The 22,047-nt window shown below is 72.3% G+C and carries 20 protein-coding genes and 1 riboswitch; of the genes, 12 read left to right on the top strand and 8 right to left on the bottom strand.

The window, feature by feature from the left end; all coding sequences use genetic code 11:
• The first annotated feature begins 275 nt into the window (after positions 1-275).
• A complete protein-coding gene (locus tag ABZY31_RS29600; RefSeq protein WP_356416418.1) occupies positions 276-827 on the top strand; it encodes a heme-binding protein in 552 nt (183 codons plus the stop codon).
• Positions 828-846: 19 nt separating this feature from the next.
• Positions 847-2,298, top strand: coding sequence for a M1 family metallopeptidase (locus ABZY31_RS29605; protein ID WP_356416421.1), 1,452 nt, complete (start codon positions 847-849; stop codon positions 2,296-2,298).
• Here the strand turns inward: ABZY31_RS29605 and ABZY31_RS29610 are convergent.
• Positions 2,282-2,809 (bottom strand): GNAT family N-acetyltransferase, encoded by a 528-nt coding sequence (locus ABZY31_RS29610; RefSeq protein ID WP_356416424.1) that lies wholly within the window; start codon positions 2,807-2,809, stop codon positions 2,282-2,284. The genes ABZY31_RS29605 and ABZY31_RS29610 overlap by 17 nt on opposite strands.
• A 154-nt stretch (positions 2,810-2,963) precedes the next feature.
• Positions 2,964-3,539 carry a TerD family protein gene (locus tag ABZY31_RS29615; RefSeq protein WP_356416427.1) on the bottom strand — a complete coding sequence of 192 codons (576 nt, stop codon included), beginning with the start codon at positions 3,537-3,539 and terminating at the stop codon, positions 2,964-2,966.
• Positions 3,540-3,753: 214 nt separating this feature from the next.
• On the opposite strand from ABZY31_RS29615, the gene arfB reads away from it, so the two are divergent.
• Positions 3,754-4,179 carry an alternative ribosome rescue aminoacyl-tRNA hydrolase ArfB gene (gene arfB / locus ABZY31_RS29620; RefSeq protein WP_356416429.1) on the top strand — a complete coding sequence of 142 codons (426 nt, stop codon included), beginning with the start codon at positions 3,754-3,756 and terminating at the stop codon, positions 4,177-4,179.
• A gap of 63 nt (positions 4,180-4,242) precedes the next feature.
• Here arfB and ABZY31_RS29625 read toward each other — a convergent pair whose 3' ends face one another.
• Positions 4,243-4,803 (bottom strand): flavin reductase family protein, encoded by a 561-nt coding sequence (locus ABZY31_RS29625; protein ID WP_356416452.1) that lies wholly within the window; start codon positions 4,801-4,803, stop codon positions 4,243-4,245.
• Positions 4,804-5,158: 355 nt separating this feature from the next.
• Here ABZY31_RS29625 and cdgB point away from each other — a divergent pair, with 355 nt between their 5' ends.
• Both cdgB and ABZY31_RS29635 read left to right on the top strand, forming a co-directional pair.
• Positions 5,159-6,895, top strand: a complete 1,737-nt coding sequence (gene cdgB, locus ABZY31_RS29630; RefSeq protein ID WP_356416432.1) for a diguanylate cyclase CdgB — start codon at positions 5,159-5,161, stop codon at positions 6,893-6,895.
• Positions 6,896-6,974: 79 nt separating this feature from the next.
• Entirely contained in the window at positions 6,975-8,012 is a 1,038-nt protein-coding gene (locus tag ABZY31_RS29635; RefSeq protein ID WP_356416435.1) for a CBM35 domain-containing protein, read from the top strand.
• 40 nt (positions 8,013-8,052) lie between these two features.
• Here the strand turns inward: ABZY31_RS29635 and ABZY31_RS29640 are convergent, their stop codons facing one another.
• The 3 genes from ABZY31_RS29640 to ABZY31_RS29650 form a co-directional block, all read right to left on the bottom strand.
• On the bottom strand, positions 8,053-8,985 hold the full coding sequence (locus ABZY31_RS29640; protein ID WP_356416455.1) for a 1-phosphofructokinase family hexose kinase: 933 nt from the start codon (positions 8,983-8,985) through the stop codon (positions 8,053-8,055).
• Between the two features lie 151 nt (positions 8,986-9,136).
• A complete protein-coding gene (gene nagA / locus ABZY31_RS29645; protein WP_356416438.1) occupies positions 9,137-10,288 on the bottom strand; it encodes an N-acetylglucosamine-6-phosphate deacetylase in 1,152 nt (383 codons plus the stop codon).
• Positions 10,288-11,220 carry an ROK family protein gene (locus tag ABZY31_RS29650; protein WP_356416458.1) on the bottom strand — a complete coding sequence of 311 codons (933 nt, stop codon included), beginning with the start codon at positions 11,218-11,220 and terminating at the stop codon, positions 10,288-10,290. Before ABZY31_RS29650 ends, nagA begins: the two co-directional genes overlap by 1 nt.
• A 224-nt stretch (positions 11,221-11,444) precedes the next feature.
• On the opposite strand from ABZY31_RS29650, the gene ABZY31_RS29655 reads away from it, so the two are divergent.
• The 3 genes from ABZY31_RS29655 to otsB all read left to right on the top strand — a co-directional run bounded on the left by ABZY31_RS29655 (position 11,445) and on the right by otsB (position 13,896).
• Complete coding sequence (locus ABZY31_RS29655) at positions 11,445-12,701, top strand: extracellular solute-binding protein (RefSeq protein WP_356416460.1); 1,257 nt, start codon at positions 11,445-11,447, stop codon at positions 12,699-12,701.
• A gap of 67 nt (positions 12,702-12,768) precedes the next feature.
• Positions 12,769-13,005, top strand: a complete 237-nt coding sequence (locus ABZY31_RS29660; protein WP_330331765.1) for a DUF3263 domain-containing protein — start codon at positions 12,769-12,771, stop codon at positions 13,003-13,005.
• Between the two features lie 33 nt (positions 13,006-13,038).
• Positions 13,039-13,896, top strand: a complete 858-nt coding sequence (gene otsB, locus ABZY31_RS29665; RefSeq protein ID WP_356416440.1) for a trehalose-phosphatase — start codon at positions 13,039-13,041, stop codon at positions 13,894-13,896.
• Positions 13,897-14,184: 288 nt separating this feature from the next.
• Here otsB and ABZY31_RS29670 read toward each other — a convergent pair whose 3' ends face one another.
• The gene (locus ABZY31_RS29670) at positions 14,185-15,612 is read right to left on the bottom strand and encodes a trehalose-6-phosphate synthase (RefSeq protein WP_356416442.1); all 1,428 of its coding nucleotides are present in this window, start codon (positions 15,610-15,612) and stop codon (positions 14,185-14,187) included.
• Positions 15,613-15,691: 79 nt separating this feature from the next.
• On the bottom strand, positions 15,692-16,642 hold the full coding sequence (locus ABZY31_RS29675) for a glucosyl-3-phosphoglycerate synthase (RefSeq protein WP_356416443.1): 951 nt from the start codon (positions 16,640-16,642) through the stop codon (positions 15,692-15,694).
• Between the two features lie 194 nt (positions 16,643-16,836).
• Positions 16,837-16,984: riboswitch (SAM riboswitch) on the top strand.
• On the opposite strand from ABZY31_RS29675, the gene thrC reads away from it, so the two are divergent.
• From thrC to groL, 4 genes are all read left to right on the top strand, one after another.
• Entirely contained in the window at positions 16,978-18,288 is a 1,311-nt protein-coding gene (gene thrC / locus ABZY31_RS29680) for a threonine synthase (protein WP_356416445.1), read from the top strand. (Overlaps the previous riboswitch by 7 nt.)
• Positions 18,289-18,320: 32 nt before the next feature.
• Positions 18,321-18,596: a MoaD/ThiS family protein gene (locus ABZY31_RS29685; protein WP_356416447.1), complete on the top strand. Its 276-nt coding sequence runs from the start codon at positions 18,321-18,323 to the stop codon at positions 18,594-18,596.
• Between the two features lie 394 nt (positions 18,597-18,990).
• Positions 18,991-19,197: a cold-shock protein gene (locus ABZY31_RS29690; protein ID WP_003967346.1), complete on the top strand. Its 207-nt coding sequence runs from the start codon at positions 18,991-18,993 to the stop codon at positions 19,195-19,197.
• A gap of 392 nt (positions 19,198-19,589) precedes the next feature.
• Positions 19,590-21,212: a chaperonin GroEL gene (groL, locus tag ABZY31_RS29695; protein ID WP_356416449.1), complete on the top strand. Its 1,623-nt coding sequence runs from the start codon at positions 19,590-19,592 to the stop codon at positions 21,210-21,212.
• Positions 21,213-22,047: the final 835 nt, after the last annotated feature.

Below are 22,047 nucleotides of genomic sequence, written 5' to 3' on the forward strand. Positions count from 1 at the left end.
CCGCGCCTCAAACGCCGGCGAGGCTGGGTCGGGCTGCCCGGGGCCGGGTATGGCTCCGCAGACCGGGTATGGCTCCGCCGGGCCGGGAGCCGGGACCCCGGGAGACCACCGTGGCCCCTCCGGGGAGGTTTCGCATCGGCCGATCGGTTGACCCGCCCCTCAGCCGGTGGGGGCGCGGGGGCGAGCCGGTGCGGGGATCCGGTGGGGTGGGGCGGCGGGACACGATCAGGGGGTGGCCGGGACCCCGGCCCCCCGGACGAAGCCCAGGAGCAGCCATGAACACCCGTACCCGTGTCCTCACCGGTGCCGCCCTCGCCGTAGCGCTCGGCGCGGGCACCTTCGGGGCCGTCAGCGCCACCGCCGCCCCGGCCCCCGCGGCCGCCCCCGCCGCGGCCGTGGCCAAGGAGGACGGCGGCAAGAACTTCACCACCTCGACCCACCTGACCATCGACGCGGCCACCCGCGCCGCGCAGGCCGCGCTGAAGGCCGCCGAGCAGGAGAACCAGAAGGTGACGGTCGCGGTGGTCGACCGCAACGGCAACACCCTGGTGACGCTGCGCGGCGACGGCGCGGGCCCGCAGTCGTACGAGTCGGCGCAGCGCAAGGCGTTCACCGCCGTGTCCTGGAACGCCCCGACCTCCGTCCTCGCGGGCCGCCTCGCCCAGACCCCGAACCTCAAGGACATCCCGGGCACCCTGTTCCTCGGCGGCGGCACCCCGGTCCAGGCCGCGGGCGCCCCGGTCGCCGGCATCGGTGTGGCCGGTGCGCCGAGCGGTGACCTCGACGAGAAGTTCGCCAAGGCCGGCGCCGACTCCCTCGCCCGGTAGGCGCCCCTACTATCGGAGCGTGGATCACCGCCCCCGGCCCGCCGCCGCGCCCCTCGCCCTGCTCCTCGTCCTGCTCGCGGGGTGCACGGGCGGCCCGGTGGAGGGCACGCCGGGGGGGTCGGGTCTGCGCGACCCGCTGTTCCCGAAGGCGGGCAACGGCGGTTACGACGTGCAGCACTACGCCCTCGGCATCACCTACGAGCCCGGGCGGCGGCACCTGACCGGGACCGCCGTCATCACCGCCCGGGCCACGCAGGGCCTCAGCTCCTTCAACCTGGACCTCGCCGGGCTCGACGTGAAGGCCGTGACCGTCGACGACGCCGGAGCCCGGTTCAACCGGACCGGGAACGAGCTGACGGTCCGACCCGCCGAGGACCTGGAGAAGGGGCGGGTCTTCCGTACGCGGGTGAGCTACTCCGGCACCCCGCGGGTCGTCCACGACGCGGACGATTCGAAGGAGGGCTGGATCCCCACGGGCGACGGCGCGGTGGGGGTCGGCGAGCCGGTCGGGTCGATGGCCTGGTTCCCGGGCAACCACCACCCGAGCGACAAGGCCGTGTACGACATCACGCTCACCGTCCCGCAGGGGTACGAGGCCGTGTCCAACGGGGAGTTGCGCTCGCGGACGGACGACGGCGCGGGCCGGACGGTCTTCGCCTGGCACGGCGACGCCCCGATGGCGAGCTACCTCGCGGTGGCCGCCATCGGTACGTACACGGTCACGACGGGGAAGACCCCCTCGGGGATCCCCGTGTACGACGCCGTCGCGCCCCAGGAGGCGGCCGCCAGCGCCGGACCGCTCGCGCGGCTGCCGGAGATGGTCGAGTGGGGCAGCGGGAAGTTCGGTCCGTACCCCTTCAGCACCACCGGGGCGATCGTGGAGCGCCGCGGCACCCTCGGCTACGCGCTGGAGACGCAGACCCGGCCGGTGTTCGCCGGGGCGCCGAGCGAGTTGCTCGTCCTGCACGAGGTGGCGCACCAGTGGTTCGGGAACTCGGTGTCGCCCAAGGCGTGGAAGGACATGTGGCTCAACGAGGGCTTCGCGACCTATGCCGAGTGGCTGTGGTCGGAGGACCACGGCGGGCCGAGCGCGCAGGACCGTTTCACCGCGTTCGTGGAGGGCGACACGCGCGTGGATTCCGACGCGGACCGGCCGTGGGGGGACTTCCCGCCCGCCGAGCCGCCCGGCCCCGGGCACATTTCGGACGACCCCGTGTACTACCGGGGCGCGATGGTCCTGCACCGGATCCGCCAGGAGGTCGGCGATCCGGCCTTCTTCGCGCTGGTGCGCGGCTGGGCGGCCGGTCACCGGCACGGGAACGCCGGTACGCGCGACTTCACCGCCTTCGCCGAGGAGTCGACCGGGCACGACCTGGACGAGGTCTGGGACGTGTGGCTGTACGGGAAGGGCAAGCCGAAGGCGGACGACGGGAAGGCGGCGCGGCCCGCCGGGGTCAGCTCCGGCCGGTGAGTGCTTTGCGCAGCACGGTGCAGGGCCGGCCGTGCTGGAGGTCCGGGGCCCGGCGCAGCGCGGTGTAGCCCTGGGCGGTCCAGAAGGCGAGTCCGGCCGGGTTGTCGTCCAGTACGGCCAGGCGCACGCCGCCCCGGCCCGCGGCGCGGAACCGGTCCTCGACGAGGGTGGCGAGCGTACGGCCGTACCCGGCGCGGTGGACGGTGGCGTCGACCAGCAGCAGCCCGATCCAGGGGTCCGGGTCGCCGGATGCCGGGTCGGGGTGGTGGTCGAGGGTGGCGGCGAGGCCGACCAGGCGCCCGGCCGAACGGGCCAGCAGCACCTGGGCGCCGTCATGGGCGAGTTCGTCGGCGAGCGCGGCCGCGACCTGTTCGACGGTGATCCGGGCCGGGTCGGGGAAGTCGCCGCTGAGTTCGAAGAAGGCATGGTTCGTCGCGTAGAGGGCGGCGACCTCGGTGAGGACCGGGCCGGGCAGGGCGCCGTCGAGGGGGACGAGGGGTTCGAGGATCACGGGGCGACGGTAGCAAGGCGCGCCGGTGCCCCCGCGCGGACGGGCGCGGGGGCACGGGCGCGGAGCCGGGACGGACGGGCCCCGGGAGCCGCTCGGGCGGTGACGCCCGGACGTTGCCGTCGGCCGCCCGGGCGTCACCGCCCGGGCGGCGCGGTCAGACGTTGACGCCGAAGTCCTGGGCGATGCCCGTCAGGCCGGAGGCGTAACCCTGGCCGACCGCGCGGAACTTCCACTCCGCGCCGCTGCGGTACAGCTCGCCGAAGACCATGGCGGTCTCGGTGGCCGCGTCCTCGGAGAGGTCGTAGCGGGCGATCTCGGCGCCGCCGGCCTGGTTCACGACGCGGATGTACGCGTTGCGGACCTGGCCGAAGTTCTGGCCGCGGGCGTCGGCGTCGTAGATGGAGACGGGGAAGACGATCTTGTCCACGTCGGCCGGGAGGGCCGCCAGGTTGACGTTGATCGACTCGTCATCGCCGGAGCCCTCGCCGGTGCGGTTGTCACCGGTGTGCACGATGCTCTGGTCCGGGGTGGCCTTGTTGTTGAAGAAGACGAAGTGGGCGTCGGAGTAGACCTTGCCCGTCGGGTTCACTGCGATCGCGGACGCGTCGAGGTCGAAGTCGACACCGGTCGTGGTGCGGACGTCCCAGCCGAGGCCGACGGTCACGGCCGTGAGGCCGGGAGCCTCCTTGCTGAGCGAGACGTTGCCGCCCTTGGACAGGCTTACAGCCATGGGATGTCCCTTTCCTCTGTGCTGCCGGCGCCCTGCGACGCCGTGCGACGTCCTCTGACGCCCTGGTGACGTTACCGCTGACTGTCATAACGCGGGGAGGGGGCGCAGAGGTTCCAGCCGGGCCGCTTTCCGACGGAAGATCCGAAGGAGGAGGGGCGGGGATCCGTGCGAAATGCGGGTGACGCCGGGCGGCCGGGGGCGGATCATAGGGGGCATGCCTGGTCCCTATGTCATCCGCGGTTCGGTCGCGCTGCCCGAAGCCGAACTCACGTGGCGCTTCTCGCGCTCCTCGGGGCCCGGGGGGCAGCACGTCAACACCTCCGACTCCCGGGTCGAGCTGCTCTTCGACGTCGCCGCCACCAAGGCGCTGCCCGAGGTGTGGCAGGCGCGGGCGCTGGAGCGGCTCGCCTCCCGGCTGGTGGACGGGGTGGTGACCGTACGGGCTTCCGAGCACCGCTCGCAGCTGCGCAACCGGGAGATGGCGCTGGTGCGGCTGGCGTCGCTGCTCGCGGAGGCGACGGCGCCGCCGCCGAAGCCGCGGCGGGCGACGAAGATCCCGCGCGGGATCAACGAACGGCGGCTGCGCGAGAAGAAGGCGCGCGCCGAGACCAAGCGGGGCCGCACCGGCCGGGACTGGTAGCGCCGCCCGAGCCCAGCCGCCCGAACCGGTCGCCCGAACCGCGCGCCGCCCGCGGGCGGTTCCCTACGCCCCCAAGTGCCGGTAGCGCCCCCGGAAGTAGGTGAGGGGCCCGCTCTCGGAGGACGGCAGGCCGGCCGTCAGGACCCGCCCGATGACCAGGGTGTGGTCGCCGGCCTCGACGCGGCTCTCGGTGCGGCATTCCAGGGTGGCCAGCGCGCCGGGCATCAGCAGCGCGCCGGAGACGTCCCCGCGCACGGACGGCAGGTCGGCGAAGAGCAGCCGGTCGCTGATCCGGCCCTTCATCGCGAACCGGCTCGCCACCTGCCGCTGGCTCTCGGCGAGTACGGAGACCCCCCACAGCGGCTGTTCGGCCAGCAGGTCGTCCATCCGCGACCCCTCGCGCAGGCTGACCAGGACCAGTGGCGGGTCCAGGGACACCGACATGAAGGCGGTCGCCGTCATGCCGACGTCCTCGCCGAGGGGGCCGGTCGCGGACAGGGGTTCCTCGCGCGCGGTGACCAGCACCACGCCCGCCGCCAGCCGGGACATGGCTTCCCGGAACTCGTCGTTGCTCACTCCCCCAGCATGAGGGCTGGCCGGGGAGGCGGGGGTCACGGCGGGGATCAGGGGTATCGCGGCTCTTGTCGTCAGCACACCGGGAACGCTAGTCGCGCGGTCCGGCCGCCGCATCGGGCCGTGGTCCGAGCCGGGCCGCGACCCGCGTCCTAGGTCTCCGGGCGGTGTCGTTCCGCGCTCTTCCCGGTGCCCCACGTATCGTTTGCTCGCGGGAATGACGGGGAGCGCTCCCAGTCCGCACGGGCCACATTATTCATCCCATGTGACTTAAGTCACAGAGGGCAAGATTTGTTGACCCTGTGTACCTGCGGCACAGCTCACTGTGATTCAGTGGACGGGACACCGCAACGAAACGCCGATGACAAACCTGGAGTTGCTGTCGAGGTCTCGGGGAGAGCGAACGATGGAGACCGAGTCGGAGCCGTACGTCCGTCTTGCGACCCTGCGGCAGCTGCACAAGGTGGTCGCCGAGCTGAACACGGCCCGGAGTCTCGCGGACACCCTGCAGACCGTCGTGGACGGCATCGTCGTGGGCCTCGGCTACGAACTCGCCTGTGTCAACCTGGTACGCCCCGACGGTGATCTCGTCGTCGCCGCCTTCGCCGGCGACCCCGCCGCGGAGGCCCTCATCACCGGCCGCGTGGGTTCCCGCGGCTCCTGGGACCGCCGCCTGACGATGGGCGAGAGCTGGGACGGTCTGCGCTTCATCCCGCACACCGAGGGCTGGGTCCTGATGGAGGACGACGTCCCCCAGTGGCACACCGAGGGCCCCGATCCGCGGTTCGAGGACGAGTGGCACCCCGAGGACCGGCTGTACGCGCCCATGTACGCGTCCGCCGGGGAACTGCTGGGTGTCATTTCGGTGGACAGGCCGCGCAACGGACGCCGCCCCGGGGCCTGGGGACGCGAGGCGCTCCAGATGTACGCGTTCCAAGCGGCCATTGCGATCAGCAACGCGCGGCTGCGCGCGAACATGCAGCGCGCCCTGGTCCGGCTCGAACGCGAGCAGCAGGCGCTGCGGGCCAGCGAGGAGTCGTTCCGCCAGGCCTTCGAGTACGCGCCCAGCGGCATGGCCATCGCCGAGATGGGCGGTGACCAGCACGGGCGGCTGCTGCGCACCAACGACGCGCTGTGCCGGCTGCTGGGACGCCCCGCGTCCGTCCTGCGCCGCTACTCCTTCTCCGACCTCGTGCACCCCGAGGACATCGGCACGCTGCTGCGCACCTCCGCCGAGGGCGGCCGGGCCGAGCTGCGGCTGGGGCGCCGGGACGGCACGTACGTATGGGTGTCGCTGCGCAACTCCGTCGTCGCGGACGCCGCCGACGGCCCGCGCTTCCTGCTCACGCACGTCGAGGACATCGAGGAGCGCAAGCGGCACGAACTCCAGCTCGCGCACCGGGCCAGTCACGACGCGCTGACCGGGCTGCCCAACAGCGCCGAGCTGCGGGCACGGCTCGGCGCGCGGCTGTGCCGCAGACCGCAGTCCGTGCGGGCGACGGCGGTCGAGGCCCTGGACGCCGCCTTCGAAGGGCGCGACGGCCGGGACGCACGGGACGGACGGGGCGAGCCGGCCGGCGTCGGCGAGCACGGCTTCCGCCCGGACGGCGGCCCCGACGCCTTCGAGTTCCCCGGCGTGCCGGGGCAGCCGGGCGGTCCCGGGGGCCCGGGGGGCGTCGGGGGAGCGGGACCGTACGACCACCACGTGCACACGGTGGCGCCCGCGTCGGAGGTGGACGACGGCACCAAGGGCCTCGCGGTGCTCTTCTGCGACCTCGACGGCTTCAAGTCGATCAACGACCGGTTCGGGCACCACACCGGGGACGCGGTGCTGATCGAGGTGGCCCGGCGGCTGACGACCGGGGTCAGGGACGGTGACACCGTCGCCCGCCTCGGCGGCGACGAGTTCGTGGTGCTGGCCGACGGACTGGGCGCGGCGGACGCCGCCGACCTCGCGGTCCGGCTGCGCAACGCGATCATCCCGCCGATCCGGGTGGACGGCCGGGCGGTCCGCGTGGGGGCGAGTTTCGGCATCGGCTGGGCGAGCTGCGGGATGTCCGCGGACGAGGTGCTGCGCTCCGCCGACCAGCGGATGTACATCGAGAAGCGGTCGCGGTCCAAGGCGCACCGCCGGGCGGGCTGAGGCCTTCCGCCGGTCGGCGCAGCGCCTGCGGTGCGCCTGTTCGAGGTAGGCTCCCGTGGGTCGAAAGGAGTGACCTGCGATGACGACGCCCGCGAACAACGGCTCGAACGGTGGGGCGAACAAGCCCGAGGACGACGACCCGTTCGGCTACCTCTACGAGGACGGGCAGGCAGCCGGAGCCACACCGCCCGGACAGGGTGGTGGATACGGCTACCCCGGCCCCGCCGGTGGCGCGCAGCCGGGTGTCCCCAGGACCTCCTACAACCAGGTGCGTACGGTCGGCGACCGGACGTTCGGCGGCCAGCGCGGCCCGGTCCCCTACCAGCAGGGCCCCGGCCAGCCCGGCTACCAGCAGGGCCAGCCCCCGCAGTACCAGGCGCAGTACCAGGCGCCCGAGACGCTCCAGGCGGGCGGCTACGGCGGCCCGGCCCAGCAGCAGCCCCCGCAGCCGCCGCAGCACCACGCCCAGGCGGGCCCGCCGCACGGCGGCGGTTCCAGCCGCCGGGGGATGCTGATCGCGGCCGCCGCGGTGGTCGCCGCCGTCGCGATCGGCATCGGCGCGGCCGTGATGTTCGGCAACGGCGACAAGGACAAGGACAAGGCGGACGGCAAGGACACCGGTCCGACGCAGGCCCAGTCCTCGCCGCCGCCCTCGAAGCAGCCGAGCGGTTCGCCGTCGGCTTCGGCGCCGTCGAACCTGCCGAAGGCGGACGCGACGGGGTCCGGGTTCGCGCTGGCGGGCGGTGCGGGCGTGCAGAACAGCGTGCCGGGCGCCAAGTCGAGCACCGGGCAGTACGTGGGCGGCTTCAACAAGCCGGGCGCGTCGCTGACATGGACGCTGGACGTGCCGAAGACCGGCAAGTACAAGCTGAGGATGACCTACGGGGTGCCCGGCAAGGACGGCAGCACCACGCTGACCGTCAACGGCGAGGCGCAGACCCGTCCGATCAACATGAAGAACTGGACGAACGCGAAGCCCGGCGAGTGGGACAAGAGCTGGACCAACACCTACTCGCTGGTCGACCTCAACGCGGGGTCGAACACGGTCAAGATTTCGTGCGAGGCGGGCAACCAGTGCGACGTGCTCATCGACCAGCTGTGGCTGGACCCGGCCTGATCCCTTCGGCCCCTCACGTCGTCCGTCCGCCCGCGCCCGGTCACTGACCGGGCGTCGGTGTGACGGTGACCGACCCCCGTACCTCCTCGTAGGTGCGGGGGTCGAACTCTCCCGCGACCGGCGCGTGCACGGTGGCCGCGGACAGGGCGACCGCGCGGGTGAGGCGCGCGGGCCAGTCCAGGCCCTCGGCGAGGCCGGAGAGCAGGCCCGCGACGGCGGAGTCCCCGGCTCCGGTGGGGTTGCCGGCCAGGGGGCGCGGCGGGGCGGCCTGCCAGGTGCCCTGCGGGGTGGCGGCGAGCAGCCCGGCCGGTCCCAGCGAGGTGACCACGGCGTGGGCGCCGCGGCGGCGGGCGTCCCGGGTGGCGGGCAGCGGATCGCGGGAGCCGGTCAGCTCGGCGAGTTCGGCGGAGTTCGGCTTGATCATCTCGGGGCGGGCGGCGATCCCGCGGCGCAGCGCCTCGCCGCTGGTGTCGAGGAGCACGGGGATCCCGGCCGCGCGGGCCGTGCGCACGAGGACCGCGTAGGCGCCGACGGGGACGCCGGGCGGCAGGCTCCCGCACAGGGCCACGGCGTGCGCGCCGGGCCGTACGAGGGTGTCGTAGTGCTCCAGGAAGGCGGCCCATTCGGCCGGTGTGATCAGCGGGCCGGGTTCGTTGAACTGGGTCGTGTCGCCGGTCGCCGCGTCGGTCACGGCCAGGGTGCGCCGGGTGGGGCCCGCGCACGGCAGGAGCGCGTCGACGACGCCCGGCGCGTGGGCGGCCAGGCCCGCCCGGACCGCGTCGCCCGCCGGGCCGCCCGCGAAGCCGGTGGCGGTGACCTCGTGGCCGAGCGCGGCGAGCACCCGGGCCACGTTGAGCCCCTTGCCGCCGGGGCGCTCGATGACGTCGGACACCCGGTGCGAGGCGTGCGGGAGCAGCCTCGGTACGCGGTAGGTGACGTCGAGTGCGGTGTTGAGCGTGACGGTGACGATCATGCGGCGGGCCCCCGGGTTGCGGTCTGCCGGGATCATGCCAAACGGAAGGCGGTCGGCCCAGTCCCCCGGGCCGGCCGCCCGTGTCGGTACGGCCGCTTGGCCGCTGGTGGCGGGCCGTCAGACGGCCTGGTGGCGGGGTCGCCGCGGCCCGTCACACGGCCGGGGTGACGATCCATTCGCCGTGCCGCATGACGCCCTTGACGTCGAAGTCCGCGTCGAGGACGACGAGGTCGGCGTACTTGCCCGGTTCCAGCGAGCCGACCCGGTCGTAGACGCCGAGCAGCCGGGCGGGGTTCGCGGAGATCGCCTGGACCACGGATTCGACCGGCAGCCGGTCCAGGGTCACCGAGCGCTTGAAGGCGGTGTCCAGGGTCAGGGTCGAGCCGGCGATGGAGCCGCCCTCGACGAGCCGGGCCACGCCGTCCTTGACCTCGACCTCCAGCGGGCCGAGGTGGTAGGTGCCGTCGCCGAAGCCCGCCGCGTCCATCGCGTCGGTGATCAGCGCGACGCGGTGCGCGCCCGCGTGGTGGAAGGCCAGCTCCAGCATCGCCGGGTGCAGGTGGGTGCCGTCGTTGATCAGCTCGACGGTGACCCGCTCGTCCTCCAGCAGCGCCGCGATGGGGCCGGGTGCGCGGTGCTCCAGGCCGGGCATCGCGTTGTAGAGGTGGGTGGCGACGGTGGCGCCCGCGTCGATGGCCTCGCGGGTCTGGTCGTAGGTGGAGTCGGTGTGCCCGATCGCGGCGATCACCCCGTGCTCGGCGAGCAGGCGTACGGAGTCCAGGCCGCCCGGCAGTTCGGTGGCCAGGGTGAACATCCGGGCCGCTCCGTGCGCGGCGTCCATCAGTTTGCGGACCTCGGCGGGGTCCGGGTCGCGCAGCAGGTCCTCCTTGTGCGCGCCCTTGCGGCAGGGGTTGATGAAGGGGCCCTCGAAGTGGATGCCCGCGATCTCGCCCTGCTGGGTCAGTTCGGCGAGCAGCGCGGCCCGCCGGGCCAGTTCGTCGAGGTCTCCGGTGACGGTGGATGCGACCAGCGTGGTGGTGCCGTGCTCGCGGTGGGTGCGGACGCCGCGGAGGATCTCCTCGGGGGTGCCGGAGGTGAAGGAGGCGCCGCCGCCGCCGTGGTTGTGCATGTCCACGAAGCCGGGGACGATCCAGTGCCCGGCCAGGTCGAGGGTGTGTGCGTCCTCGCGGGCGCTGCCCGCGATGCGCTCGCCCTCGACGATGACGCGGCCGCCCGTGACGGTTCCGGTGGGCAGTACCACCTTGGCGCCTGAGAGAACGGTGCTGTGTGCGCTTCCGGCCATCAGGCAGGTACCTCCGTGGCGAGTAGGTCCCAGGCGAGCAGACCCGCGCCCAGGCATCCGGCGGTGTCCCCGAGGGCCGCCGGAACGATCTCGGGCAGCCGCTGGAACGTGACGCGTTCCTCCACGGCGGCCCGAAGCGGTGCGAACAGGGTTTCCCCGGCCTCGGCGAGCCCGCCGCCGATGATCAGGGTGCGCGGGTCCAGCAGCGTGAGGGCGGTGACCAGCCCGTCGGCGAGGGCGCCGACGGCGGCGAGCCAGACCTCCCGGGCGCGCGGATCGCCGGAGGCGACGGCCTTGGCGCAGTCGGCCGCGTCCGCTTCGGGGTCGCCGGAGGCGGCGGCCCAGGCGCGGGTGACGGCGGAGGCGGAGGCGAGGGTCTCCAGGCAGCCGTGCTGGCCGCAGCCGCAGGCGGGGCCGCCGGGGCGGACCACGATGTGACCGATCTCGCCCGCGTAGCCGTGGGCGCCCGCCTCGATGCGGCCCGCGATGCCGATGGCGCCCGCGATGCCGGTGCCCAGGGGCACGAAGAGGAAGCGGTCGGCGCCGCGGCCCGCGCCGATGCGGCCCTCGGCGAGCCCGCCGGTGCGCACGTCGTGGCCGAGGGCCACGGGGATGCCGCCGAGGCGGTCGCTGAGCAGGGTGCGCATCGGTACGTCGCGCCAGCCCAGGTTCGCCGCGTAGACGGCGATCCCGTTCTCGGCGTCGACGATGCCGGGAACGGCGACTCCGGCGGCGGAGGCGGCCTCGCCACAGCGCCGCACCCCCAGGTCGCGCAGTTCGGCGGCGAACTCCAGGATCGACTCGACGACGGCGTCGGGGCCCCGGTCGCGGCCGGTCGCCCGGCGCGCTTCGTGGAGCAGGCTGCCGTCTTCGGCGACGAGGGCGGCCTTCATCCCGGTGCCGCCCACATCGAGGGCGATGACGTGTTTCACGGGTTTCACGGTGACAGTCTCGCGTGCTCGGCGGGGAAAGGTCTAGTCCACTGAGAGGGATTGTTGAGTAGCCATACAAATCGGGGGCCCCCGCCCGCACCCGGTTGTGGACAGTCCGCGAAAGTGGTGTAGACCTTACGTGGATCGTACGTACAACCAGGGGTGGACAGAGAGCTGTGAGAGCCCGTTACCTGAGCCTGGCGGCCTCCGGCGCCGCACTGTGCATGACCGCGACCCTGACCGGCTGCGGGAGCGAGGTCCTCGGTGGGAACAACGAGGTGACCCTGCACGTCGTGGCGGCCGACTACGGGGACAATCCGGAGAACTCCTCCGCCGGGTACTGGAAGGACCTCGCCCGCTCGTTCGAGAAGGACCAGCCCGGCATCAAGGTCGAGGTGAACGTCTACTCCTGGACCGAGGTCGACGCGAAGGTCGCCGCGCTGGTCAAGGCCGGCAAGGCCCCCGACATCGCGCAGATCGGCGCCTACGCCGACTACGCGGCCGCCGACAAGCTCTACACCGCCGACGAGCTGCTCTCCGTACAGACCGAGGCCGACTTCCTCGCGCCGCTCGCCGACGCGGGCAAGGTCAAGCGGGTCCAGTACGGCATGCCCTTCGTGGCCAGCACCCGGCTGCTCTTCTACAACGAGAAGCTCTTCGCCGACGCGGGCGTCATCCCGGCGAGCGCCGTCGGCACCGGCAAGGGCTGGCAGCCCAAGTCGTGGGCCGACCTGGAGGCCGCCGCCAAGAAGCTCAAGGCCGCCAAGGTCCCCACCCCCTTCGCGCTGCCGCTGGGCCGGGAGGAGGCGCAGGCCGAGACCATGAACTGGATGCTGGCGGGCGGCGGCGGATACACCGACAACGAGGAGTCCTACGCGCTGGACTCCCCGGACAACGTCAAGACCTTCGAGTACCTGCGCGACACCCTGGTCGGCGGTGGCCTGACCGGCCCCGTCGAGCCCGCCAAGCTCGACCGGCAGGCCGCCTTCGACGGCTTCACGCGCGGCGAGGTCGGCATGCTCAACGGCCACCCCACGCTGATCAAGCAGGCCGCCGCGAAGGGCGTGAAGTTCGCCATGGTGCCGCTGCCGACCTCCGACGGCGCGGAGAAGCCCGGCATGGGCGTCGCCGACTGGGTCATGGCCTTCAAGAACGGCCACCGCAAGGAGGCCGGCAAGTTCCTCGACCACCTGTACTCCGCCGCGAACCAGACGGCCTTCACCAGCCGCTACGACCTGCTGCCGGTCACCACCAGCGGCTACCGGTCGATGGACGCGGCCACCGGCCCCGGCGCCACGCAGCTCAAGACCTTCCTCCAGGCGCTGCCCGGCTCGCGGCTCTACCCCGTCGGCAAGGAGTCCTGGGCGGCGGTGAGCGAGAACATCAAGCAGAACATCGGCAAGACCGTCCAGCCGGGCGGCCAGCCCGCCAAGACGCTGGAGGAGATCGGGCGCGCGGCGCGGGCGGCCGACGGGCGCTGACGCCCGCCGCCCACCGGCGCCGTCCGCCCGCGCGGCCGGTGTCGGTGGCCGGAGTTAACCTGGCGGTATGACGGAGGGCGGGCGGTTGACGGAGACGGAAGCCGCCGTGCTCGCCTACGAAGGGCGCACCTGGCCCGGTCCCGGCGCCAAGGAGCGGGCCATACGGGAAGTCCTCGGGATGCCCCCGGTCCGCTACTACCAGCTGCTCAACGCGCTGATGGACGACCCCCGGGCGCTCGCCCACGCGCCCGGTACGGTCAACCGCCTGCGCAGGCTGCGCGAAGCGCAGCGGGCCCGGCGATAGCCCTCCCCGGGGGCGACCGTTAGGGTCATAGGCATGGGGAGCCATCCGCACAGCGTGCCTGCCGACAGCCTGCCGATGCCCGTCACCGCCGCCGGACGCGAAGGGCTCGACGCCCTGCTGCGCAACCCGCGCCGGTCCGTGATCGCCCTCGATTTCGACGGCACCCTCGCCGAGATCGTGCCCGATCCCGACCAGGCGCGTGCCCACGCCGACGCCGTGCCCGCGCTGGCCGCGCTCGCGCCGCGCGTGGCGTCGGTGGCCGTGATCACCGGGCGGCCCGCCGGGGTCGCCGTCCGCTACGGGGGCTTCGCCGGGGTGCCGGGGCTTGAGCACCTGGTGGTCCTCGGGCACTACGGGGCCGAGCGCTGGGACGCGGTCACCGGGAGCGTCCACGCGCCCGCCGAGCATCCCGGGGTGGCGGCCGTACGGGCCGAGCTGCCGGGGTTCCTGGACGCGATCGGGGCTTGGCGCGGCACCTGGATCGAGGAGAAGGGGCGCGCGCTGGCGGTCCACACCCGGCGCGCCGAGGACCCGGCCGCGGCCTTCGAGGCGCTGCGGGAACCGCTGGCCGAGCTGGCCGCGCGGCACGGGCTGATGGTCGAGCCGGGGCGGGCGGTGCTGGAGCTGAGGCCGCCGGGGATGGACAAGGGGGTCGCCCTCACCGAGTACCTGGCGGAGACGGGGGCGGAGGCGGTGCTGTACGCCGGGGACGACCTGGGGGACCTGGCGGCGTTCGCCGCCGTGGAGAAGCTGCGGGCCGACGGTATTCCCGGGCTGCTGGTGTGCAGCGGCTCGGCCGAAGTCCCCGAACTGGCCGCCCGAGCCGACCTCACCCTCCCGGGCCCGCCCGAGATAGCCGCCTTCCTCGCCACCCTGGCCACCGCCCTCTGACCCCCTCGGGGCGCGCCTCAAACGCCGGCGAGGCTGGGTTGGCTGCGCCGCGACCCCGGCTCGGGGGCATTCCAGCCGTCCGGCGCCTGAGGACCCGCCGGAGGCAACACCGGCCCGCGCAGGCCGAGCGACCGTCTGCGGCTCGGTCTGCCCTCCGGGGGCGCCTCAAACGCCGGCGAGGCTGAATTTCCCAGCCGTCCGGCGTTTGAGGACCCGCCGGAGGCGACGCCGGCCCGCGCGGGGCGGGAGTTTCCGGCCGTCCGGCGGGGACCGGGCCGGGTGGGGAGGTTAGGGGAGGGAGGCCAGCTGGGCTTCCAGCCAGGCCGCCGGCGGGAGCGCGGTCGCGGTCGCGGCCAGCCGCTTCGTGCGCTCGGCCCGCTCCCCCTCCGGCATGGACAGGGCCGCGTGCAGCGCAGCCGCCGTCTCCGTGACGTCGTACGGGTTCACCGTCACCGCATCCTCCCGCAGCTCCTCGTACGCCCCCGCCCCCGTCGACAGCACCAGCGCACACCCCGCCTCCGACACCACCGGGATCTCCTTCGCCACCAGGTTCATCCCGTCCCGCACGGGGTTGACCAGGGCCACGTCCGCCATCCGGTACGCCGCCAGCGAGCGCGCGAAGTCGTCCTCGACCGAGACCAGCACCGGCTGCCAGTCCGCGGTACCGAACTCCTCGTTGATCTCCGCCGCCAGCTCCCGCACGGACTGCGTGTACGCGCGGTACACCGCCAGGTCCTGGCGCGAGGGATAGGCGGACGCCAGGTGCACGACGCGCCCGCGCCACTCGGGCCGGGTGGTCAGCAGCTCCCGGTAGGCCAGCAGGCCGCGCAGGATGTTCTTGGAGAGCTCCGTCCGGTCCACCCGCACCACCGCCTTGCGCCCGGCGACCTCCGCCCGCAGCGCCGCCAGCTTGTCGTCGACCTCCGGCCGGTGCGCCAGCGCCCGCAGCTCGTCGCCGTCCACGCCCAGCGCGAAGACCCGTACCGCGGTGCTCCGGCGCGCCCACGCCCCGCGCCGCTCGTGCCCGATCACGTCGCCGTCCGCCGCGGCCACCCCCCGCGCGTCGTCCAGCGGCACCGCGCTCAGGAACGCGTCCGCCCAGGCCCGCGTGTGGAAACCGGCCACGTCCGCGCCGAGCATGCCCCAGAGCAGCTCCTCGCGGACGTACGAGGGCAGGATCCGCAGGTAGTCGGGGGAGGCCCACGGGGTGTGGGTGAAGTGCGCGATCAGCAGGTCCGGCCGCAGCTCCCGCAGCATGCCGGGCACCAGCGCCAGGTGGTAGTCCTGCACCAGGACCCGGGCCCCCGGCTCCGCCTCCGCGGCGAGCGCCTCAGCGAAGGCCCGGTTGTAGGTGGTGTACGACTCCCACGCCCGGTGGAAGGCGGCGTCGAAGACCGGCTCGCGCGGGACGTCGTAGAGGTGGTGGTGGGTGAACCAGAGGACCGAGTTCGCGATGGCGTTGTAGGCGTCGTCGTAGACGGCCGGATCGATGTCCAGCATCCGCACGCCCGGCTCGGCGACCCCCCGGCGGACCGCCTCGCGGTCCGCGTCGGAGAGCGCCGCGCAGATCCACAGGGCGTCCGGCTGCCGGGTGAGGGCGGCGGAGAGACCGGAGACGAGGCCGCCTCCGCCGCGCCGGGCGCTGAGGTTCCCTTCGGCGTCGAGGGCGTACGAGAGCGGGCCGCGGTTCGCGGCGACGAGTACCTGAGAGGCCATGCGGGCAACCTAGCCCGGGCGGGCCGGGCTCAAACCGTGAGCCCCGTCATGCCACCCCGCGCCCACCCGGCCGCACCCGTCAGGCCACCCGCCGGTGGGCGTACTCCTCCACCTCCAGCATCGGCGGCCGCTCCACCGTGTCCACGGGGTGGGTGCGCGGTTCGAAGCCGTCCGGGCCCCGCTCGAACTGGGTCAGTTCCGGCCGCACCAGGTGCCCGCGCGACAGGCGCAGCTGCGCGGTGCGGTAGATCGCGGCGGCCATCCGGCCCAGCGCCCGCCCGTCCTGGTGGCGGTGCAGCCGTACGCCGACGTCCACCTGCGCCAGCGCGTCCAGGCCCGCCGTGTGCAGCGCGTCCACCAACAGGCCCAGCTCGACGCCGTAGCCGACGGGGAACGGCAGCCGCTCCAGCAGGGAGCGGCGTACGGCGTACTCGCCGCCCAGCGGCTGGACGAAGCCGGCCAGCTGCGGCCAGTGCAGGTTCAGCAGCGGGCGGGCGACCAGCTCGGTGACCCGGCCGCCCTGCCCGGGCGCGTCGCCGAGCGGGCGGTCGTACATCGCCTTGACGAACTGCACGTCCGGTTCGGTCAGCAGCGGGCCGACGATCCCGGAGACGAAGGCGGCGGAGAAGTCGCGCAGGTCGGCGTCGACGAAACAGACGATGTCCCCGGTGGTGACCAGCAGCGAGCGCCACAGCACCTCGCCCTTGCCGGGCAGCGCCGGGACCCGCGGCAGGATGTCGTCGCGGTGCACCACGCGGGCGCCCGCGCGCCGCGCGACCTCGGAGGTCCGGTCGCTCGAACCGGAGTCGATGACGACGAGTTCGTCCACCAGCGGGACGGGCAGGCAGGTCATCAGGTCACGGCGGATGACCTCGACGATCGCGCCGACCGTCGCCTCTTCGTCGAGAGCGGGCAGGACGACGCTGACTGTGATGCCCGATGCCCGCTTGGCCGAGAGCAGCCGCTCCAGCGGTCGGTCGGTGGCGGACCAGGAGCGGGCCCCCAGCCAGCGCTCCACCTCTTCCAGCACCTTCAGCACTCCCTGATTCGGTGGTGACCCGGCCATCGTTATGGCCGAAATATGATCCATCTCGCGGTTTGGACGGCTGTCTCAACCATCCATGCCTTCGGTTACAGTCTTGAACAACGCGGAGGACCATCGCATGTCGGGGGTCCCCACGTACAAACGCACGGGTGCGCCGCCAAGGCGCGTTCGCGCCATACCGCTCATCCAGAGGGGCAGAGGGATACGGCCCGTTGAAGCCCCGGCAACCCTCCAGTCGGTCTCGCGCTCATGTACGCAGCGAGGTCCCCGGCTAGGGAAGGTGCCAAATCCGTCTCGTGGCGAAGTGCGCCACGGGGAAGATGAGGAGAAAGGGCCTCGCCGTCATGGCTGTACAGACTGACGTCACCTCTGCCGCGACCACCGTCGATCTCGGACCCGCCGCCGCGCTTTCCTGCCGCGAATGCGCCACCCGGTTCGAGCTCGGTCCCATTTTCGCCTGCGCCGAGTGTTTCGGCCCGCTGGAAGTCGCCTACGACCTTCCGGCCGGTGACCCCGAGGCGCTGCGCGCCGCGATCGAGGCCGGGCCGAACAACATCTGGCGGTACGCGCCGCTGCTGCCCGTCCCCGCCGACGTGGCCTCCAAGCCGAACCTGAACCCGGGCTTCACCAAGCTCGTGGACGCCGAGAACCTGGCCAAGGAGCTGGGCGTCACCGGCAAGCTCTACGTCAAGGACGACTCCGGCAACCCGACGCACTCCTTCAAGGACCGGGTCGTGGCGATCGCCGTCGAGGCGGCCCGCGCCTTCGGCTTCACCACGCTCTCCTGCTCCTCCACGGGCAACCTGGCCGGCGCCGTCGGCGCCGCCGCCGCCCGGGCCGGACTGCGCTCCTGCGTGTTCATCCCGCACGACCTGGAGCAGGGCAAGGTCGTCATGGCCGGCGTGTACGGCGGTGACCTGGTCGGCATCGAGGGCAACTACGACGACGTCAACCGGTTCTGCTCCGAACTGATCGGCGACCCGCTCGGCGAGGGCTGGGGCTTCGTCAACGTCAACCTGCGCCCGTACTACGGCGAGGGCTCCAAGACCCTGGCGTACGAGATCTGCGAGCAGCTCGGCTGGCGGCTGCCCGACCAGATCGTCATCCCGATCGCGTCCGGCTCGCAGCTCACGAAGATCGACAAGGGTCTCCAGGAACTGATCAGGCTCGGCCTGGTCGAGGACAAGCCGTACAAGATCTTCGGCGCCCAGGCCGAGGGCTGCTCGCCCGTCTCGACGGCCTTCAAGGCCGGTCACGACGTGGTCCGCCCGCAGAAGCCGGACACCATCGCCAAGTCGCTCGCCATCGGCAACCCGGCCGACGGCCCCTACGTCCTGGACATCGCGCGCCGCACCGGCGGCTACGTCGAGGACGTGAACGACACGCAGGTCGTCGAGGCCATCAAGATCCTGGCGCAGACCGAGGGCATCTTCGCCGAGACCGCGGGCGGCGTGACCGTCGGCGTGACGAAGAAGCTCATCGAGAACGGGCAGCTCGACCCGGCGCTGACCACGGTGATCCTCAACACCGGCGACGGCCTGAAGACCCTGGAGGCGGTGGCCGACGACAGCGGCCAGACCGCCACCATCCGCCCCAGCCTGGACGCGTTCCGCGCCGCCGGCCTGGCCTGACCCTCCCCGACCCCCGGAAAGGCAGTAGCGCCATGAGCGTCAACGTCCGCATCCCCACCATCCTGCGCACCTACACCGGCGGCAAGGCCGAGGTCCCGGCCGACGGCGCGACCCTCAGCGAGGTCATCGAGTCCCTGGAGCAGAGCCACCCGGGCATCGCCGCTCGCGTCCTCGACGACCAGGGCAAGCTGCGCCGCTTCGTGAACGTCTACGTGAACGACGACGACGTGCGCTTCGAGGGCGGGCTGCAGACGCCGACGCCGGACGGCGCGGGCGTCTCGATCATTCCCGCCGTCGCGGGCGGCTGATCCTCCGCGGCAGTGCTCCACCCCGAATTGCCCTCTCCGGTGAGAAACGGAGGGGGCAATTCTGCTTGGTTGGGCGCGGTAGAGTTGGGGAAGTCCCCACCGCTGTTCTTGCCCGCCGCATATGAACGGGCCGCGGAAGGGTTGACATTGAGTCAACATGCAAGCGCGCTATGAGGCCTTGGCGTCCTTTGTCCGGCCCGAGTTGCCCCGGAATATTCCTAATTTTCACCCTATTTCAAACTTTTGGCGTGTCCAGAATTCTCGTCGGAATGACCTGTTGCAGACAGCAGCGGTGCGGATACATTCAGCCCCGGTCGAGGCGTTCCGGCGCAAGTTCTGACCCGGGTCCGCGAAGTGCGGTCCTGCGCAAGGGCCAGTAATAGGGGAGTTAGGCATGGCTCAGGGCACCGTCAAGTGGTTCAACGCGGAGAAGGGCTACGGCTTCATCGCGGTCGACGGTGGTGCGGATGTGTTCGTCCACTACAGCGCCATCCAGATGGACGGGTACCGCACCCTTGAAGAGGGTCAGCGGGTCGAGTTCGAGATCTCGCAGGGCCAGAAGGGTCCGCAGGCGGACATGGTCAAGCTCGCAGTCGGCTAGCCGGAGCGATCGACCACCGACAGACGAACACGAGGGGCCCGCATCCCGGGACTAGGGATGCGGGCCCCTCGTGCGTACGGGCTTCCGCGCCGGGGCGTGAGCGGCCGCCGGGGGGCCGCGGGCCTTGCGGCGCCTGGCCGGGGAGGGTGCGCGGGGCGCGCCGCGAGCCACGCCGTTCACCGGGTGTTCCCCCAAGCCGCTTGCACTCGGGGGTGCCGAGTGCTAATCATTGGCGTTAGCACTCTCCTAGTGAGAGTGCTACATAAACGAGGACCGGGTCAGTGAGGCCCGCAGGGTCCGGCGGGAAGAAACCGCCGGGCACGCAGGCCGTCCGTCGCGGGCGCGGGCGCGGTCCAGGAGCAATCCACCGCTGTCCGGGAGGACCACTTCAGATGGCCAAGATCATTGCGTTCAACGAGGAGGCCCGGCGCGGTCTCGAGCGAGGCATGAACCAGCTCGCCGACGCCGTCAAGGTCACCCTTGGCCCCAAGGGTCGCAACGTCGTCCTTGAGAAGAAGTGGGGCGCCCCCACGATCACCAACGATGGTGTCTCCATCGCCAAGGAGATCGAGCTCGAGGACCCGTACGAGAAGATCGGCGCAGAGCTGGTCAAGGAAGTCGCCAAGAAGACGGACGACGTCGCCGGCGACGGTACGACCACGGCCACCGTGCTGGCCCAGGCGCTCGTCCGCGAGGGCCTGCGCAACGTAGCCGCCGGTGCGAACCCGATGGCCCTCAAGCGCGGGATCGAGAAGGCCGTCGAGGCCGTCTCCGCCGCCCTGCTGGCCCAGGCCAAGGATGTCGAGACCAAGGAGCAGATCGCCTCCACGGCCTCCATCTCCGCCGCCGACACCCAGATCGGCGAGCTCATCGCCGAGGCGATGGACAAGGTCGGCAAGGAAGGCGTCATCACGGTCGAGGAGTCGCAGACCTTCGGCCTGGAGCTCGAGCTCACCGAGGGCATGCGCTTCGACAAGGGCTACATCTCGGCGTACTTCGCCACCGACATGGAGCGCATGGAGTCGTCCCTCGACGACCCGTACATCCTGATCGTCAACTCGAAGATCGGCTCGGTCAAGGACCTGCTGCCGCTCCTCGAGAAGGTCATGCAGTCCGGCAAGCCGCTGCTGATCATCGCCGAGGACGTCGAGGGCGAGGCCCTGTCGACCCTGGTGGTCAACAAGATCCGCGGCACCTTCAAGTCCGTCGCCGTCAAGGCTCCGGGCTTCGGCGACCGTCGCAAGGCCATGCTCGGTGACATCGCCATCCTCACGGGCGGCACCGTCATCTCCGAGGAGGTCGGCCTCAAGCTGGAGAACGCCGGTCTCGACCTGCTCGGCCGCGCCCGCAAGGTCGTCATCACCAAGGACGAGACCACGATCGTCGACGGCTCCGGCGACAGCGACCAGGTTCAGGGTCGCGTCAACCAGATCCGCGCCGAGATCGAGAACTCCGACTCGGACTACGACCGCGAGAAGCTCCAGGAGCGCCTCGCGAAGCTGGCCGGCGGCGTGGCCGTCATCAAGGCCGGCGCCGCGACGGAGGTTGAGCTCAAGGAGCGCAAGCACCGCATCGAGGACGCCGTCCGCAACGCCAAGGCGGCCGTCGAAGAGGGCATCGTCGCCGGTGGTGGCGTGGCGCTCCTCCAGGCCTCCTCGGTCTTCGACAAGCTGGAGCTCACCGGCGACGAGGCGACCGGCGCGAACGCCGTCAAGCTCGCGCTGGAGGCCCCGCTCAAGCAGATCGCCGTCAACGGTGGTCTCGAGGGTGGCGTCGTCGTCGAGAAGGTGCGCAACCTGCCGATCGGTCACGGCCTGAACGCCGCGACCGGCGAGTACGTCGACATGATCGCCGAGGGCATCATCGACCCGGCGAAGGTCACCCGCTCTGCCCTGCAGAACGCGGCGTCGATCGCGGCCCTCTTCCTCACCACCGAGGCCGTCATCGCAGACAAGCCCGAGAAGGCCGGTGCCCCCGCGGGCGGCGGCATGCCGGGCGGTGACATGGACTTCTGATCGACTGGGGCCGTCAGGCCCACGTTGATCGGCTGGTCTTCGACCGAAGGCGGCACCCCTGGGGGTGCCGCCTTCGGGCGTTTTGGGGGGCGGCTTCGCCGCGAGGGGGGCGGGGTTTCGAGCTTCGGGGTCGGTGACGCTCCGGGGGCTGCCCGTCAGTTCAACTGTCTTCCCGTGCCGGGGCGTCCTGTCAAGAGCGCTCCTTCGTCGCGTCGCTGCGCGATGGCCTGCGGCCACCCTTGACAGGACACCCCGTCCCGAAAAGCCAAGAACTGTCGGGCCGCCCCCGGGGGAGGCATGGGGGAGGCTGCCCATTGCCTGGGGCCCGGCGCCCGGCCGAAGGCCGAGTGGGCCTGATGCGGCGCCCTTTGGGCGACAAGAACGCCATCAATCGCTACGCGCTTCGCCGAGAGAGGCGTCTGCGAGTCGTTTTGGGCTGGTGAGGGGTGCGGCGGAGCTCAAAGCTCGGCCAGACGAGAGTCCACTCGGGTCAAGGAGCCGCCGAGACTCAACAGCCACTCACAATGCCCCTTTTGTTGCGGTTTGGAGCGCCACTCTTGGGGCGGACGGCCACTAGACCCGACTGCACATCGGTCTGACCGAAGTCTCAGCCCCTGGCGGCCCGCTGACGCTTCTCTCGGAGGAGCGCGTAGCGATTAGGGGCGCTCTTTCCGCCCGAAGGGCGGGGCATCGGCCCCACTCGGCCTGCGGCCGGGCGCCGGACGGCAAGCAACGGGGACCCTCCCCCCTGCCTCCCCCCGGGGGCGGCCCGACAGTTCTTGGCTTTCCGGGACGGGGTGGCATGTCAAGAGTGGCCGCAGGCCATCGCGAAGCG

Origin of the sequence: Streptomyces sp. NPDC006529 (assembly GCF_040611795.1) — a bacterium.
Taxonomy (GTDB): domain Bacteria; phylum Actinomycetota; class Actinomycetes; order Streptomycetales; family Streptomycetaceae; genus Streptomyces.

Bases quoted from the DNA above. Each gene is read 5' to 3' on its own strand.
- ABZY31_RS29600 (WP_356416418.1), top strand. From the start codon at position 276: ATGAACACCCGTACCCGTGTCCTCACCGGTGCCGCCCTCGCCGTAGCG.
- ABZY31_RS29635 (WP_356416435.1), top strand. From the start codon at position 6,975: ATGACGACGCCCGCGAACAACGGCTCGAACGGTGGGGCGAACAAGCCC.
- ABZY31_RS29640 (WP_356416455.1), bottom strand. From the start codon at position 8,985: ATGATCGTCACCGTCACGCTCAACACCGCACTCGACGTCACCTACCGC.
- ABZY31_RS29660 (WP_330331765.1), top strand. From the start codon at position 12,769: ATGACGGAGGGCGGGCGGTTGACGGAGACGGAAGCCGCCGTGCTCGCC.
- arfB (WP_356416429.1), top strand. From the start codon at position 3,754: ATGCCTGGTCCCTATGTCATCCGCGGTTCGGTCGCGCTGCCCGAAGCC.
- ABZY31_RS29685 (WP_356416447.1), top strand. From the start codon at position 18,321: ATGAGCGTCAACGTCCGCATCCCCACCATCCTGCGCACCTACACCGGC.
- otsB (WP_356416440.1), top strand. From the start codon at position 13,039: ATGGGGAGCCATCCGCACAGCGTGCCTGCCGACAGCCTGCCGATGCCC.
- groL (WP_356416449.1), top strand. From the start codon at position 19,590: ATGGCCAAGATCATTGCGTTCAACGAGGAGGCCCGGCGCGGTCTCGAG.
- nagA (WP_356416438.1), bottom strand. From the start codon at position 10,288: ATGGCCGGAAGCGCACACAGCACCGTTCTCTCAGGCGCCAAGGTGGTA.
- ABZY31_RS29690 (WP_003967346.1), top strand. From the start codon at position 18,991: ATGGCTCAGGGCACCGTCAAGTGGTTCAACGCGGAGAAGGGCTACGGC.
- ABZY31_RS29615 (WP_356416427.1), bottom strand. From the start codon at position 3,539: ATGGCTGTAAGCCTGTCCAAGGGCGGCAACGTCTCGCTCAGCAAGGAG.
- ABZY31_RS29670 (WP_356416442.1), bottom strand. From the start codon at position 15,612: ATGGCCTCTCAGGTACTCGTCGCCGCGAACCGCGGCCCGCTCTCGTAC.
- ABZY31_RS29655 (WP_356416460.1), top strand. From the start codon at position 11,445: ATGACCGCGACCCTGACCGGCTGCGGGAGCGAGGTCCTCGGTGGGAAC.
- cdgB (WP_356416432.1), top strand. From the start codon at position 5,159: ATGGAGACCGAGTCGGAGCCGTACGTCCGTCTTGCGACCCTGCGGCAG.
- thrC (WP_356416445.1), top strand. From the start codon at position 16,978: ATGAGGAGAAAGGGCCTCGCCGTCATGGCTGTACAGACTGACGTCACC.